13 protein-coding genes are annotated in these 14,111 nt (G+C 56.9%); 7 read left to right on the top strand and 6 right to left on the bottom strand.

The window, feature by feature from the left end; genetic code table 11:
- Nucleotides 1-24 precede the first annotated feature (24 nt).
- Both MJO47_RS06405 and MJO47_RS06400 read right to left on the bottom strand, forming a co-directional pair.
- Complete coding sequence (locus MJO47_RS06405) at nt 25-2,316, bottom strand: cation:proton antiporter (RefSeq protein ID WP_253960287.1); 2,292 nt, start codon at nt 2,314-2,316, stop codon at nt 25-27.
- Between the two features lie 125 nt (nt 2,317-2,441).
- Nucleotides 2,442-3,368, bottom strand: coding sequence for a YeiH family protein (locus tag MJO47_RS06400; RefSeq protein ID WP_253960286.1), 927 nt, complete (start codon nt 3,366-3,368; stop codon nt 2,442-2,444).
- A gap of 105 nt (nt 3,369-3,473) precedes the next feature.
- On the opposite strand from MJO47_RS06400, the gene MJO47_RS06395 reads away from it, so the two are divergent.
- A complete protein-coding gene (locus MJO47_RS06395; protein WP_253960285.1) occupies nt 3,474-4,364 on the top strand; it encodes a LysR substrate-binding domain-containing protein in 891 nt (296 codons plus the stop codon).
- 22 nt (nt 4,365-4,386) lie between these two features.
- Here the strand turns inward: MJO47_RS06395 and MJO47_RS06390 are convergent, their stop codons facing one another.
- On the bottom strand, nt 4,387-4,863 hold the full coding sequence (locus MJO47_RS06390) for a DUF4112 domain-containing protein (protein ID WP_253960284.1): 477 nt from the start codon (nt 4,861-4,863) through the stop codon (nt 4,387-4,389).
- A gap of 223 nt (nt 4,864-5,086) precedes the next feature.
- Here MJO47_RS06390 and msrB point away from each other — a divergent pair, with 223 nt between their 5' ends.
- The 6 genes from msrB to msrA all read left to right on the top strand — a co-directional run bounded on the left by msrB (nt 5,087) and on the right by msrA (nt 11,515).
- Nucleotides 5,087-5,587, top strand: a complete 501-nt coding sequence (gene msrB, locus MJO47_RS06385; RefSeq protein ID WP_253960283.1) for a peptide-methionine (R)-S-oxide reductase MsrB — start codon at nt 5,087-5,089, stop codon at nt 5,585-5,587.
- Nucleotides 5,588-5,901: 314 nt separating this feature from the next.
- Nucleotides 5,902-6,909: a secretion protein HlyD gene (gene hlyD, locus MJO47_RS06380; RefSeq protein WP_253960282.1), complete on the top strand. Its 1,008-nt coding sequence runs from the start codon at nt 5,902-5,904 to the stop codon at nt 6,907-6,909.
- 4 nt (nt 6,910-6,913) lie between these two features.
- Nucleotides 6,914-8,650, top strand: a complete 1,737-nt coding sequence (locus MJO47_RS06375) for an ATP-binding cassette domain-containing protein (protein ID WP_253960281.1) — start codon at nt 6,914-6,916, stop codon at nt 8,648-8,650.
- Nucleotides 8,647-9,771 (top strand): ABC transporter permease, encoded by a 1,125-nt coding sequence (locus tag MJO47_RS06370; protein ID WP_253960280.1) that lies wholly within the window; start codon nt 8,647-8,649, stop codon nt 9,769-9,771. The genes MJO47_RS06375 and MJO47_RS06370 overlap by 4 nt, the downstream gene beginning before the upstream one ends.
- A gap of 3 nt (nt 9,772-9,774) precedes the next feature.
- Entirely contained in the window at nt 9,775-10,878 is a 1,104-nt protein-coding gene (locus MJO47_RS06365) for an ABC transporter permease (RefSeq protein WP_253960279.1), read from the top strand.
- Nucleotides 10,879-10,924: 46 nt separating this feature from the next.
- Nucleotides 10,925-11,515, top strand: a complete 591-nt coding sequence (gene msrA, locus MJO47_RS06360) for a peptide-methionine (S)-S-oxide reductase MsrA (RefSeq protein WP_253960278.1) — start codon at nt 10,925-10,927, stop codon at nt 11,513-11,515.
- Nucleotides 11,516-11,696: 181 nt separating this feature from the next.
- Here msrA and MJO47_RS06355 read toward each other — a convergent pair whose 3' ends face one another.
- From MJO47_RS06355 to traT, 3 genes are all read right to left on the bottom strand, one after another.
- A complete protein-coding gene (locus tag MJO47_RS06355; RefSeq protein ID WP_253960277.1) occupies nt 11,697-12,386 on the bottom strand; it encodes a hypothetical protein in 690 nt (229 codons plus the stop codon).
- A 245-nt stretch (nt 12,387-12,631) separates the two neighbouring features.
- Entirely contained in the window at nt 12,632-12,886 is a 255-nt protein-coding gene (locus tag MJO47_RS06350) for a DUF4282 domain-containing protein (RefSeq protein WP_253960276.1), read from the bottom strand.
- Between the two features lie 209 nt (nt 12,887-13,095).
- Nucleotides 13,096-13,845: a complement resistance protein TraT gene (gene traT, locus MJO47_RS06345; protein ID WP_253960275.1), complete on the bottom strand. Its 750-nt coding sequence runs from the start codon at nt 13,843-13,845 to the stop codon at nt 13,096-13,098.
- Nucleotides 13,846-14,111 lie beyond the last annotated feature (266 nt).

Here is a 14,111-nt window from a genome sequence, read left to right as displayed (position 1 = left end):
GGTGGTACAACAGCAGGTCTGAATCTATTCAGAGTCCTGATCGGCACAGAAAAATCTCAACCACCCGTTGAAATGACGAATCTGCTGCGGCGCCCCCAGTATCAGGAGCTCGTCTCCCTCCTGCAGCCGATCCCCGCCAGTCGGGTTGATGATTTCTTCATTATCACGCCGGATACCGGCAACCAGCACCCCCGTTTTCCTAAGAATCTCAAGCTCGGCCAAGGTCATACCGACCCGGGATCCGGCCGGCACGACCACCGTTTCGAGCCGGGCATCCTCAAAATCGGGCTGGAGCTCGGCCGATGTGGTCTGTTCCAACCCTTCGCGAGCGGCGGCAAGCTGCGCGGCTGTCCCCATTAACAACAGGCGATCACCGCTAAAAATGGTTTGGGTGGACTCGGGAGAAATGATGGTGTGCCCGCCACGGCTTATCTCGACAATCGAGCAGCCGAAACGCGTTCGCACATTAAGCACGGCAATACTTTGGCCAGAGCAGACAGCCCGTTCCGGCAGCACCACATCCTGCAACTGGATGTCCCAGCCGCTGCTGCTTTGCAGCCATTGCCGCTGCTGCCCATGATCGTCTGGCAGGTTTTCGCTGAAGGCCTCGTCAAGGGAGGTTTTCCACTGAACGTGCCAAAAGAGCAAGCGGCGCGAAAAAATAATCAGCCCGATGGCCAGAATGCTGCCTATAACCAGCCAGGCCCATTTGGGCAGCGACTCGGTGGGCAGGATATAAAAAAGCCAGTGGGCAATGGCGATCACACTGAATATCTTGAAGCCGTTTTCCACCATCGGCGCAAGAAAGCGCGGCTTTGGCCCGACTGCTTCGGCGAAGATCCGGGCCAGTGCCGCCAGATTAAGCCAGATCGCCACTAGCGGCACGAGAACCAGAATCCCGACAAGCAACCAAAAGACTAGCGTCAATACGCCCGGGGCAATCGTCTCGACCACAGTGCTTTCCTGCAAAACGGCCAGCACCCGGTCCGAGAATATCAGCACCCCCGTGATGAACAAAATTTCAAGGGAAATATGGGCCAAACGCTTCCTGCTCAGGTTCCACCACAGACGTCCCCCCTGACTGTTGCCAAGTTGAACCAGCCAATGGTGGTAAGTTTCTAGAAAACGTGTAAGCCATCGGGGCTCGGCTCGGTCAATAACCGCCAGCACCGGCTCGGCATGGCGGTTGATGATCGGTGCGAGCAACACGGTAAAGATGGAAACGCCCACGGCAATGGGATACATTTCCGGCCCCAGGATATGGGCGCCGACACCCAGCTGGGCGATAACAAAGGTAAATTCGCCAAGAGGCATGAGCAGCAGTCCAGCGCGCCGCGCCTCGTGGGGTGGAGTGCCGACAATCATGAGGGCCAAACCCGTTCCGATCGCCCGCACCAGCAAGGTGAAGATGCCAAGCCCCAACACCCACGGCCAGACCTTGAACAGCAGGCTCACGTCGATCATCATGCCGATGGCGACGAAAAAAACGCTGCTGAACATGTCCCGCATCCCGGTAAATGCTTTTTCGACCCCGTTTTTCTGGGGCATATCGGCAACGGTGGCGCCCAAAAGAAAGGCGCCAAGCGCCAGGGAGTAGCCGGCTTTGACGGAGAGCAAAGCCATCAAAAAAAGCAGTCCGGCGACGACAATGGTCTGCAACTCGGGATCGGCTCTGGTTTCCAGGCGGCGTAGCAGACGCGGCAGCAGCAGGAGACCGAGGATAACGACCAGCACAACAAAGGTCGTCAGGCTGGTGAGCAGACTGCCCATCCCAGCCTGCGGCGCCCCCGAGCTCGCAATCTGGGCCCCCAGAATAGCCAGCATCACCACCGCCACTACGTCTTCAAGGACCGTAACACCCAAAGCCAGTTGACCGGCGCGAGCGTGACCCAGGTTCATATCCTTGATCACCTTGGCAATGACCGCCGAACTCGACACCATGAACATGCCTGCAATAAACAGGCTCTGCAGTGAACTCCAATCGAGAGCGGTACCGAGCAACTGGGTCGCATTAAAGACGAGAAAAGCACCCAATGCCGTGGCAAAGAGGGTCGCAATACCCATTTTCTGCAGTTTGGTGAGGCTCAGGCCCAGTCCGATGGCAAACATGAGAAAAACCAGACCGACCTGGGCGAGCGTGTCGATTCGTCCCACATTGTGAACATAGGCAAAAGGTGGTGTATAGGGGCCAATAACAATGCCGGCCAAAAGGTAGCCGACAATGACCGAAAGACCGATGCGCTTGCAGAGCACACCGGCAATGCCGGCTCCGAGCAGAACGACAGCCAGGTCTTGTATGAATTGAATACCGTCCATGAATTCTCAGAATGGGGACAGGGATAAGCTGAAAAAATCCTTATATAACTACCTTGTCGTGAGCGACCCTGTCAAACACAAAGCACCCCTTTTTCAGCATTCTCAACCGGTATTTCAGAGACTGTCTACGGCAGACCCAGCAGCGCCGCCAGAGTCAAGCCACTGACCAGAATCCAGAGCGTTATCCCCTGTAGCAAAGGCCGTATGCCGACTTTTCTCAGCACCTCCCGGCTCAGTCCCGCCCCGATCAGAAAAAGGGTGACCACCAGGCATTGCCGGGCCAGGGCGGCCAGGGCTCCCCAACTTTCGGCATATTGCGGAAAAATGCTGCTGAGGCCCGCCGCCAGCAGGAAGCCGACAATGAACAGGGGCACCCGGGCTTTCTGCTCCGACTTCTTCATACAGGCCAGGCCGAGGACCACCGGCGTTATCCACAGCGCCCTCGTCAGTTTCACCGTGGTGCCGATGGCCAGCGCCTCATCGCCATAGACGGAAGCCGCGCCAACAACGCTGCTCGTATCGTGGATAGCCAGGCCGGCCCAGATTCCGAAGGTGCCCTGGTCAAGTTGCAGCAGATGGGCGATCGCCGGGAAGAGCAGCAGCGCGACGGCGTTCAGGGTAAAGACGGTGGCCAGGGCCACGGCGGTTTCTTCGGTTTTCGCCTTTAAAACCGGCGCCAGGGCGGCGATGGCACTACCGCCGCAAATAGCCGTGCCGAAGGAAATCAGAGCAGAGGTGTTCTGGTCCGTCCTGAACAGCCGCCCCAACACAAAACCCAGCGCCAGCGTCCCGGCGATCCCGACGAGAGTATAGGTGAAGGAACTCCGGCCGGTCTGCAGCACCTCCTCAAGATGGAGACCAAAGCCCAGACCGACCACCGAAAGCTGCAGGATGATTTTACTGGCGCGGGCAGAGCCCACCGGCCAGGGGTTGCCCAGACCCAGGCTGAAAGCGATGCCCAGCACCAGCGCCGTGGCCGCCCCCACCCAGGGGGTGGCGCAAATCGCTAGAGCGGCGATAAAGAGTGCTCGACGCCTGCTGTCCTGGTCCATACCTCCCTCCCCGACTGAAAGTGTTTTTCAGCCTAGACCTTTTCTGGTATAAATAAAAATTGAAAATTTTGATCTTATTCATCAACCTATTTGATGGATTATCCCATGCCCATTACCTTGCGACAGCTGGAGATTTTTGACAAGGTGGCCGCCTGCGGTCATGTCACTCAGGCGAGCCGCCAGCTGCTGCTGACCCAGTCGGCGGTCAGCATGGCCATCGCCGAGTTCGAACGCCTGGCCGGAGCGCCCCTCTTTGAGCGGCAGGGACGTCGGCTGCTGCTGAACGATCGCGGTCGCCTCATCCTGCCGCAGGCCCGGGAGGTGCTGCAGAACATCCGCAAGATCGAGCAGTTTCTCGACGAATCCGCCGCCCAGCCCAAGGGCATTCTGCAGGTGGGGGCGAGCACCACCATCGGCAACTACCTGCTCCCCGCCCTGGTCGGTCATTTTTCCCACCTCTACCCGGCAGCCACGGCCCTGCTCAAGGTAGGCAACGCCCAGCAGATTGAAGAGGCTCTGGAGCGCGGCGAGCTGGATATCGGCCTCAGTGAAGGCCTCCCCCACTTACGAAGCCTGCAGGCGGAACCCTGGCGGCACGATGAGCTGGTGCTGGTGGTCGGGCCGACCCATGCATGGGCCAGCAGGCGGAAAGCCACCCTCGACATGCTGGCCGGGGCAGCCTGGATCATGCGTGAACGAGGTTCGGGGACGCGGGAAATCTTTGAAGCGGCGCTGGCTAAAAAAGGGGTAGATTGCCGCGTGGCCCTCGAATTAGGTCACACCGAGGCGATAAAGAAAGCGGCCGAGGCCGGTCTGGGGGTGGGCTGTCTATCGAAGATGGCGGTTCAGCGTGAACTGGAGCATGGCTGGCTGGTCGAGATCGCCAGCCCCCTCGATCTGCACAGAACCTTGGTCATCCTGCGGCGCCGCAGCGAGCAGTCGACCAAACTGCTGCAGGCCTTTCTTGCCCTGCTGCAGCAAGAAGGCGATTATTGATCAGCGATCCGCGCGGCAACCCTCAGCTACCAGCGACCACGGTCAGCAAAGCGCGCACCAGCAAAAACCCCAGGGCGCCGACCAGAAACACAAAGCCCACCAGCCCGGCGCCCAGGCCCCAGGCAAACAGCCGACTGGCGACCACGGTTTCGCGCGGCTTGTCCAGATAGGCATTCAACAGCTGCACATTGCGCTGATTGGCCTTCCAGACAAAGTCGAACAGGTCGCCCAGCACCGGCACCGCCCCGACCACCGCGTCCAGAGCTACATTGAAGGCCATTTTCACCAGTAGGGATTTCGGCACACCCAGTCGGGCCGCCTCCGTGATAACCACCCCGGAAACCAGCGCCCCCACAGTGTCGCCTACCCCGGGGATAAGGCCAAGCAAGGCATCCAGCCCAAAACGCGCCTTGAAGCCCGGAACCTTGATGGAGCTGTCCAGATACCAGGCCAGGCGCTCCAGTCGCTGGCGGGATTTTTCATCTTTCGTTTTTTTCACTCAACTTCCTTTCGGCCAGTTTTGACTTATACTGGAAGCAGCCTTCGCTGGTTATCCAGGAAAACCGCTATTTATCACGGTGTCAAGTCTGGATTGCCGCCATCTTTACCAAATTCTATCAGATGGTCGTCCGTTGAGGCTTTCTATTGATGACGCGGTTGCGTTGAAGAGGTCTAACGGCGGCGTAAAAAGGAACGGTGAAATGAACAAGAGGATATGGATTATGGCAGCACTGATGTTTGCCTTGGCGCCTTTCATCGCCATGGGAGCCCCGGCAGCAGAAAAGATCCGCGTCTATTCCGTGGAGAAAGAGGAGTATGTCATGGTAGAGAAGGTCAAAAAAACAGCCGAGGAATGGCGGCGGGAACTCACCCCGGAACAGTTTCGTGTCCTGCGCGAAAGCGGCACCGAGCCGGCCTTCACAGGCAAATACCACAATTACAAAGGCAAGGGCACCTATCGCTGCGCCGGCTGCGGGCTGGATCTTTTCAGCTCGAAAGCCAAGTACGATTCAGGGACCGGCTGGCCGAGCTTTTATGAGCCTGTGGCCGTGGAAAATATCGGTACCGAAGAGGACCGAAAATTCCTTTTCATGGTGCGTACAGAGGTACACTGCGCCCGCTGCCGGGGGCATCTGGGACACGTCTTCGGCGACGGTCCCGCACCGACGGGCAAACGCTACTGCATCAACTCAGCGGCGCTGGATTTCGCGCCAGCAGAGTAAGTCTCCGGCTTGCCACGGCGAACCGAAGCAGCCAAACGTGCAACGGATACCGCTTCCGTTGAATTTCAACAGGTTGCGGTGCAGGGCGGGAGACTTAAACCTTTCGACCGGGCCCATCAAAATAGATTTGCCTTCTTTTCTATTCCTGCATAAAAGCAGTCGCCCTGCAATACTTTCAAACAGATATATACTGGAACCCTGAGGGCAATCCCCCGAGGAACCCCTGGGAATATGCCACATTAGCCTGAATTAGGCCCTGGCCGGCCCGGGGATTTTATTCGCTGGCTGGAAAAAAGCGGACATGAGGAGCAGATATGCAAAATAAACTCCCAGTTTTGATCATCCTACTCGTCCTTGTTACAGGGGCTGGCTACTTCTGGCTGTCACCTAAGGAGCCTGAAGAAATAAATTCGTTGACCCTGTTCGGCAACGTCGATATTCGCAAGGTTGATCTCGGTTTTCGGGTCGGTGGAAAAATCGTCTCGGTTAACTTTGAAGAAGGCGATCGGGTGCAGCCGGGACAGGTTGTCGCCAAACTGGAGGATACGCCGTATCAGGATGAACTGAACCTGGCGCTCGCGCAGCAGCAACAGGCCACCGCCTATCTGGCCAAGTTGGAGGCCGGCAACCGACCGCAAGAGATTGCCCAGGCCGCAGCTTTGGTGCGTGAACGCCAGGCCACGGTTAACAATCTGGACATCGAATATCGGCGGCTTAACAACCTGCTGGACAGCGGGGCGGTGGCCAAACAGCAGTTCGACAATGTCGATGCCAGCCTGACGGAGGCCAAGGCGCGTTTGGCCACGGCCCAAGAGGGTTTGAAACTGGCCCGTGAGGGGTTCCGCCAAGAAGATATCGACGCAGGACGGGCCGATCTGCAAGCGGCCAAGGCGCGGGTGGCGAGCGCCCGCACTCGCCTGGGAGATACGTCCTGCCCAGCACCAGACACGGGCATTATCCTGACCCGCGTGGAAGAGCCGGGCGCCATTGTCGGCGCCGGCCAGACCGTGCTGACCCTCTCCCTCGACACCCCGGTATGGATACGGGCCTATGTGGAGGAGCCCGATTTAGGCCGGGTTTATCCCGGCATGAAGGCCCAGATTTTAACCGATTCCCGTCCCGATCACCCCTATTCCGGCCAGGTGGGATATATCTCCCCCGAGGCGGAGTTCACGCCAAAGACGGTGCAAACGGAAAAATTACGCACCCGACTGGTTTACCAGGTGCGCATTATTGCCGACAATCCTGATCACGGGCTGCGCCAGGGAATGCCGGTAACGGTGAAGTTGCTGGAAGACGAGCAGCCAAGCCGCTCCGAGTGACGCCATGTCCGATACCGCGCTGGTCATCGAAGGGGTAACCTTCTCATACGGTAAAAATCTTCCCCCGTCCCTATCCGACCTGTCGGCAACCATCCGTCCCGGCATCGTGACTGGTCTGGTCGGTCCCGACGGCGCCGGCAAGACGACGTTGATGCGCCTGATGGCGGCCCTGCTGCTGCCGCTGTCGGGGCAACTTGAGGTGTTCGGGTTCGATACCCGCCACGATGCCGAGAAACTGCACCGGATCATCGGCTACATGCCGCAGAAGTTCGGTCTCTACGAGGACCTTTCGGTGCTGCAGAACCTGCGCCTCTATGCCGACTTGCAGAATGTGACTGGCGAAAATCGCCAGCAGGTCTTTAAGCGTCTGCTGACCTTCACGGGACTGGAGCCGTTTCAGGCTCGCCTGGCAGGGCGTCTGTCCGGGGGAATGAAACAGAAACTTGGCCTGGCCTGCGCGCTGATACGCAAGCCCCGCCTGCTTCTGCTCGATGAACCGAGCGTCGGGGTCGATCCGATCAGCCGGCGCGAACTCTGGCGCATGGTGCAGGAACTGGTGGATGAGGAGACCGCCGTCATCTGGTCTACCGCGTACCTTGACGAGGCCGAGTTGTGCGAAGAAGTGCTGCTTCTCGATAGTGGCCGGCTGATGTTTGCCGGGCAACCCGATCAGATGACCTCGCGGGTGGCGAGTCGCTGCTTTCAGATTCAGGGGATAACCGCCAACCGCCGGCAGGTTTTGTCGCGCGCCCTGCAACAGGAGGGGATCCAGGACGGCATCGTGCAGGGCCAGAACGTGCGCATCGTCCTGCGGGAAGGTCGTGATCGGCCTGAGCTGCCGGGGTTGAAAGCCGGGAATGAAGCCCGCCTGGTGGAGGTTCCGCCGCGATTCGAGGATGCTTACGTGGATGCCCTTGGCGGCGGACCCGGTGGGGTTTCGGTGCTGGCCGAAGCGATGGCGCCCTTGGGGGAAGGGCGCGAAGTGACCGTCGCGGCGGCTGGCCTGACGAAACGTTTCGGCAATTTTACCGCTGTACAGGATATCTCCTTTTCCATCCGTCCCGGCGAGATTTTCGGCCTGCTCGGTCCCAACGGCGCCGGCAAATCGACCACCTTCAAAATGATGTGCGGTCTGTTGCGGCCGTCCGCCGGCAGCGGCAAGGTGGTCGGCCTCGATCTGCAGAAGGCGCCGGGCAAAGCCCGCTCCCGCCTGGGCTACATGGCACAGAAGTTTTCTCTCTATGGTGATTTATCCACCCGGCAGAACCTGGAATTTTTCTCCGGGGTTTACGGTCTGGCCGGCACCAGTCAGAAAGAGGCGGTTACCCGCATGATCGATATCTTTGGCCTGCAGCCGCATCTGCAGGACTCGGCCAAAGATCTCCCCCTCGGCTTCAAACAGCGGCTGGCGCTGGCCTGTGCGGTTATGCACGAACCGGCAGTGCTGTTTCTCGACGAACCGACCTCGGGGGTCGACCCTCTGACCCGGCGAGAGTTCTGGACCCATATCAACGGTCTGGTGGAACGGGGCGTAACCATCCTGGTGACGACACACTTTATGGACGAGGCGGAGTATTGCGACCGCATCGGCCTCATTTATCGGGGCCAGATGATCGCCAGCGGCCCGCCCGATGAATTGAAAAAAGAGGTCAGCACATCAGAAAGACCCGATCCGACCCTGGAGGATGCTTTTATCGCTCTCCTGCAGCAGTGGGATGCCAGGAACGGAGAGGTGGCATGAGAGATCACCTGCGCCGCCTGATGGCGCTGATGGGCAAGGAATTCGTCCAGGTTTGGCGTGATCCGAGCAGTTTGATGATCGCCTTCGTCCTGCCGGTGATCCTGTTGTTCCTGTACGGTTACGGCGTCTCCCTCGACGCCAAGGATATCCAACTGGGAGTGGCGCTGCAGGATACCGGCCAAGAAGGCGACGGCCTGACTGCCGCCTTTCTCTCCAGCCCCTATTTCACCGCGCATGTCAGCCGCAACGAACAAGCGCTGGAACACCAGTTGATGGCTGGTCAACTGCGAGGGTTGGTGGTTATCCCGGCGGATTTTTCGCGCCGGGTCGAGGCCGGCCGGGAGCCGGCCAACGTACAGGTCATCGCCGACGGCAGTGAAACCAATACCGCCAATTATGTGCAGAACTACAGCCAGGGTGTCGTGGCCTCCTGGTGGGCGAAGCGGCTGCTGGAAAAGGGCGTCGTCAACGAAAGCGGGCCGCAGCTGGTGACCCGCATCTGGTTCAACCCGGAGGTAGAAAGTCGCAACTCCCTGATTCCAGGAGCCCTGGCGATCATCATGGCCATCATCGGCACCTTATTGACCGCCCTGGTCGTGGCGCGAGAATGGGAGCGCGGCACCATGGAAGCCTTAATGGCCACGCCGGTGGCGATCACCGAGTTGATCGCCGGAAAACTCATTCCTTATTTCCTTCTTGGACTGGTGGCCATGCTGGGGAGCGTCGGGATTTCGGTCGTCCTGTTCGATTTGCCGTTCCGTGGTTCGGTGCCGGCCCTTCTTCTGAGCGCCGGGGCCTTCTTGCTGGCAGCGCTGGGGCAGGGGCTGCTGATCTCCTCCGCCGCCAGGAATCAGTTCATCGCCGCCATGGTCGCTTTGATCACAGGCTTTCTGCCGGCTTTTCTTCTCTCGGGGTTCATCTTCGAGATCGCTTCCATGCCGGCGCCGGTGCGCCTGCTGACCCGCATCATTCCGGCGCGTTATCTGGTCACCAACCTGCAGACGCTGTTTCTGGTGGGTGATGTCTGGTCGCTGCTTCTGCCCAATGTGGGAATTTTGTTAATTCTGTCCGCCATCCTGTTTTTTCTCACGGCACGAAAAACCGTCAAGCGTTTGAGGTGAGCCATGTTCAGACGCCTCCGCGCCCTGATCATCAAAGAACTGCTGGCCAACCTGCGCGACCGGAAGAGTCGCGTCATCCTGATTGTGCCACCGGTGATTCAGTTGTTCATCTTTTCCTTTGCCGCCACCCAGGAGGTCAAGAACCAGACCCTGGCGGTGCTCAATCTCGATCGGGGCCGGCCGGCCTTGACCCTGGTGCAGGATTTTGCCGCTGCCGCCACCTTCAGAGACCTGATTTACCTGCAGCGGGCCGAAGACATCCCCGATATCATCGATCGGGAACAGGCCATCGCCGTGTTGTGGATACCGGAAGATTTCTCCCGCAATCTGGAAGCGGGACGAGCAGCCCAGGCCAGTTTCATTCTGGACGGCCGCAAGACCAACTCCGCGCAGATCGTGCAGGGCTACGCGCTGCGTATCCTCACCACCTACCGATCGCAGCTTACCGCCGCCCGCCAGCCCGGCGGGGTCAGCCTGGCCACCCGCAACTGGTTCAACCCCAACCTCGATTTTCGTTGGTACACCGTGCCGAGCCTGGTCTGTATCCTGACGACGGTCATCGGTCTGCTGGTCACCGGGCTCTCCATAGCGCGGGAACGGGAGATGGGGACTTTCGAGCAGTTGCTGGTTTCGCCCCTGCATCCGTTGGAGATCCTGATCGGCAAGGCGCTGCCGGCCTTGCTGATCGCCATGATCGAAGGTGCGCTCATCGTCGTGGTCGGCGTTTTCATACTGCAGGTCCCCTTCAACGGCTCTCTGTCGCTGCTGTTTGCCAGCATGGCCGTTTTTCTCCTCGCCATCATCGGCATCGGCCTGTTTGTCTCCTCCCTCTCCATGACCCAACAGCAGGCGGTACTCGGGGCGTTCATGTTTCTGGTACCGGCGGTTATTCTCTCCGGTTTCGCCAGTCCCATCGAGAATATGCCGGACTGGCTGCAAACCATCTCCTACGGCAACCCGCTGCGTTACTTCATGACCATCGTTCGCGGCGTCTTTCTCAAGAACGTTTCAGGAGAGATCATCTGGACCCAGACCTGGCCAATGGCCCTCATCGCCTGCGGTACTTTGAGCGCCGCCACCTGGCTTTTTAAAAAACGGATGGAATAAAAGGAGAAAGAGAAAATACAACCCTTCACCTTTCACGGGAGGTCATATGAAAAGCCTAAGAATCCTGCTTCTACTTATCATCCCGTTCCTGTTTTCCACTGAGTCCTGGGCAGCCAAAACGGTTTTGGCCGGCGGATGTTTCTGGTGCATGGAAGCCGATTTCGAAAAACTCGAGGGCGTCTCCGACGTTGTCTCGGGATTCACCGGTGGTACTGTCGATAATCCCACCTACGAGGGCGACCACACCGGGCACTACGAAGCGGTGGAGATCACCTATGACCCGAAGCGGATCAGCTACCCGAAACTGCTCGATTATTACTGGGTCAACATTGACCCCTTCGACGCTGGCGGGCAGTTCTGCGACCGGGGCCCCAGCTATCTGAGCGCCATTTTTGTCGCCGATGCAAAAGAACGGAAAATCGCTGAGGAGTCAAAAAAGGAGATCGCCAAGATGTTCCCCGGCAAAGAAATCGTCACGCCCATCCTGGGTGCTTCGATCTTCTATCCGATCAAGGGGAATGAAAGCTTCCATCAGGACTATTACAAGAAGAGCCCCGTTCGATACAAATTTTACCGCTGGAATTGCGGGCGCGATCAACGACTGCAGGAAATCTGGGGCGAAAAAGCGCCCCATTGAGGAGTCGATGGGGCGGGTTGATATCGGTGAGGCCTTAGAACTTTGAGATGCGGAAGAAATCTATTGAGCCAATTTTAACCCCGAAAATCGCGCCATAGCATCCAAAAACAACGATTTTCGAGCATTAATCTTTGAAATATCAAGCGGGAGAGCTGATCCGACCCCAAAAACCTTCAATGCCCTACTGTCGAACATTCGAAGTGAACATGGGGGGTTGCAAAGCTAAAGCTAGCAACTGGGTCACAGTGGTAGCAGTTGCATGAGTACTGATGGCTATTGCTGGCTGTTTTCCTTCTGAGATGGAAGTTTCCGAGAAAGTGATTGTGTGATAAAAGTTGTCTTCGACCCGGATACTGATCCGGGCAGAACTGTAGTAGTTCTCAGAAGTAGCAGTGCGGGTCGATTTACTGGCATAGTCTAAAATCTGGTTTCCGGCGGCAAAGGCTAACCCGGTCCCTGGGTTAAGCCATAGTAGACCTTTGCCAGCCCCAAGCAGGATGGCCGCTCCGCCGGCACCCGAGACCGCAGCAACGGTTTCGGCGATGTCCTTCTCCCCACCTGGGAGCAACTTGGTCGCCTGCAGGCGGTCCTTTCCAAAGTAGGTAGTTATCACGCCCACCATGACCCTAGCGTGTCTTCGATCCTCAGTCAGCACATAGCCCCCGGGGAGGGTAGCCTTAATCAGGCGTAGCGTCTCGGCGTTCAACAGTTCCCCATCGTCACTCTTGATGAAGTTATTAGCTGTGACGAAGACGGGCACAGGCCGGGCAGCAGTTTGAATACCGAGTTTGCCAACATCATCGACTTGGACGACAGTGCAACCAGAAAGGACTAAGACAAACAGCATCGACACGAGTAAAAGTTTTTTCATAATTCATCTCATTTCATGGAAAGCAATAAAAATGAAGGCGATGAGTAATCACCCGGATTGCAGGTCAAACCCTACCTTGGAGTAGGAAACAACTTTTCATAACAAAGAGGTAAACTAGGGGCAGATATACTTTCTCTTTGCGCCACTTGAAAGGGTATAGATTCACTCTCATTACAATAGATACACCTGCCATAATGAAGAGCTAGGTGTTCTATATCTTGAAAAGAGAATTCGAGAGAATCTGTTTACTTTTGTCGCAAAGCTTGAAGTGCTTCATTCATCTTAAACAGGACAATCAATAATTCACACCAAATCCTTGATGCGAGGGCACCGCCAAGCGCATAGAGCATGCCCAAAAAAAACTTACCGATTGTGAAACCCTCAAACCCACCAAACATCGTTCCAAGACCACCAACAAATGAGCCGAACAACATAACCCAATAGACAAAAGTAATTAACTTCGGCGTCAGCATGTTGTCAAAATACAACAAATCCTTCATTTGGTTCCTCCTTTTATTATTATCTTACAGAGTCCGATGTGCCCCTAGAAAAGCCTGGCTTTTAGTTAACGAGTCAAATCGAACTCCAAATAAAGTCGTTGACCATCGAATGTTCAACTGAACAAGCCATCTCACAACAATAGGTATGGCAGGCAAACCCACAAATCCCAGGTCAACCAGATTTATGGATTTGCCTTTTTACATCCTGCTTACATGCGGAACATACCGCTGACCTGATCGGCAAGCCTCTGGCTTACCACAGCAACCGCCTCGGCGCGGTCCATTCGAGTTTGCTTGGCGCTTACAACAATGCGGGTGCGATACTCCTGCCGCTTCTCCGAAACTTCGCGGGTGGTGTTCTTGACCGTGGTGGAACCATCCGAGACAGTCGCCTCCTGAATGCCTGTCACTCCACCCTCTACCTCTTCTTTAATCTGGAGGTCGACAACACCCAGATAGGTATCGACGTGCCAAATGGAACCGGCCAAGGCGTCTCCACCGGCAAGAACGGCACCGGTGATTAGACCTGCGGCCCCAGCCCCGCGATAGCTGGACCCGGAGGCCCCTGCTACTGCGGCCCCGGCGATGACCCCACCAAATCCCGACTTGAGGATCGATTCACCGTTAAGCCCTTCTTTTTCCTCGCCCATGTAAAGCAGGTTAGCCGTAACGTGATATTGAGCCTCTTTTGCCTTCATGGTCACATCGTACCCCATGCTACCGAGCTTCTCACGGATCAGTTGGGAAAAATCGACATCCTGAAAGTCACTGGTATTGGCTACCCGAACAAAGATTTTAGGCGTTTCGGTCAATGTCTCAGCATCCAGAAAGATGGACTCTGACATTTTTGCATCGACCGACAACTCCCTGTGTTTGACGGCATTCATCGTGGAAGAACAACCTGTCAAGGCTACCATCGCTATCAGCACTACCATTGCCGCCATACTTCTCATTCCCATGCGTTTTGCTCTCCTTTTGCTTTCGTTAGTGTGGTTTTGGACTATTTCGGGCCGATCCCGAGTTTGACCTAATATTTTCAAAAGTCCTTTACCCCAAATGCTCGTCATTCAGGACAGCCAAACACCAAATTGACAATAAGCCAAGCAGGCATGGCCATATGGTGTGGCCCATGAAGTTATATAAAATGCGTTGTACGCAATGCCTGTCGCGCAAAAAAAAGACCCTTCTCAAAACGAAGAAGGGCCAAAGAGAATGATAAACATTC

This window comes from Desulfuromonas sp. KJ2020 (assembly GCF_024197615.1).
GTDB lineage: Bacteria > Desulfobacterota > Desulfuromonadia > Desulfuromonadales > SZUA-540 > SZUA-540.
This window is presented reverse-complemented; position numbering and strand designations above follow the sequence as displayed.

Coding starts and splice junctions, on each gene's coding strand:
- MJO47_RS06405 (WP_253960287.1), bottom strand. CDS start 2,316: ATGGACGGTATTCAATTCATACAAGACCTGGCTGTCGTTCTGCTCGGA.
- MJO47_RS06400 (WP_253960286.1), bottom strand. CDS start 3,368: ATGGACCAGGACAGCAGGCGTCGAGCACTCTTTATCGCCGCTCTAGCG.
- MJO47_RS06395 (WP_253960285.1), top strand. CDS start 3,474: ATGCCCATTACCTTGCGACAGCTGGAGATTTTTGACAAGGTGGCCGCC.
- msrB (WP_253960283.1), top strand. CDS start 5,087: ATGGCAGCACTGATGTTTGCCTTGGCGCCTTTCATCGCCATGGGAGCC.
- hlyD (WP_253960282.1), top strand. CDS start 5,902: ATGCAAAATAAACTCCCAGTTTTGATCATCCTACTCGTCCTTGTTACA.
- MJO47_RS06375 (WP_253960281.1), top strand. CDS start 6,914: ATGTCCGATACCGCGCTGGTCATCGAAGGGGTAACCTTCTCATACGGT.
- MJO47_RS06370 (WP_253960280.1), top strand. CDS start 8,647: ATGAGAGATCACCTGCGCCGCCTGATGGCGCTGATGGGCAAGGAATTC.
- MJO47_RS06365 (WP_253960279.1), top strand. CDS start 9,775: ATGTTCAGACGCCTCCGCGCCCTGATCATCAAAGAACTGCTGGCCAAC.
- msrA (WP_253960278.1), top strand. CDS start 10,925: ATGAAAAGCCTAAGAATCCTGCTTCTACTTATCATCCCGTTCCTGTTT.
- MJO47_RS06355 (WP_253960277.1), bottom strand. CDS start 12,386: ATGAAAAAACTTTTACTCGTGTCGATGCTGTTTGTCTTAGTCCTTTCT.
- MJO47_RS06350 (WP_253960276.1), bottom strand. CDS start 12,886: ATGAAGGATTTGTTGTATTTTGACAACATGCTGACGCCGAAGTTAATT.
- traT (WP_253960275.1), bottom strand. CDS start 13,845: ATGGGAATGAGAAGTATGGCGGCAATGGTAGTGCTGATAGCGATGGTA.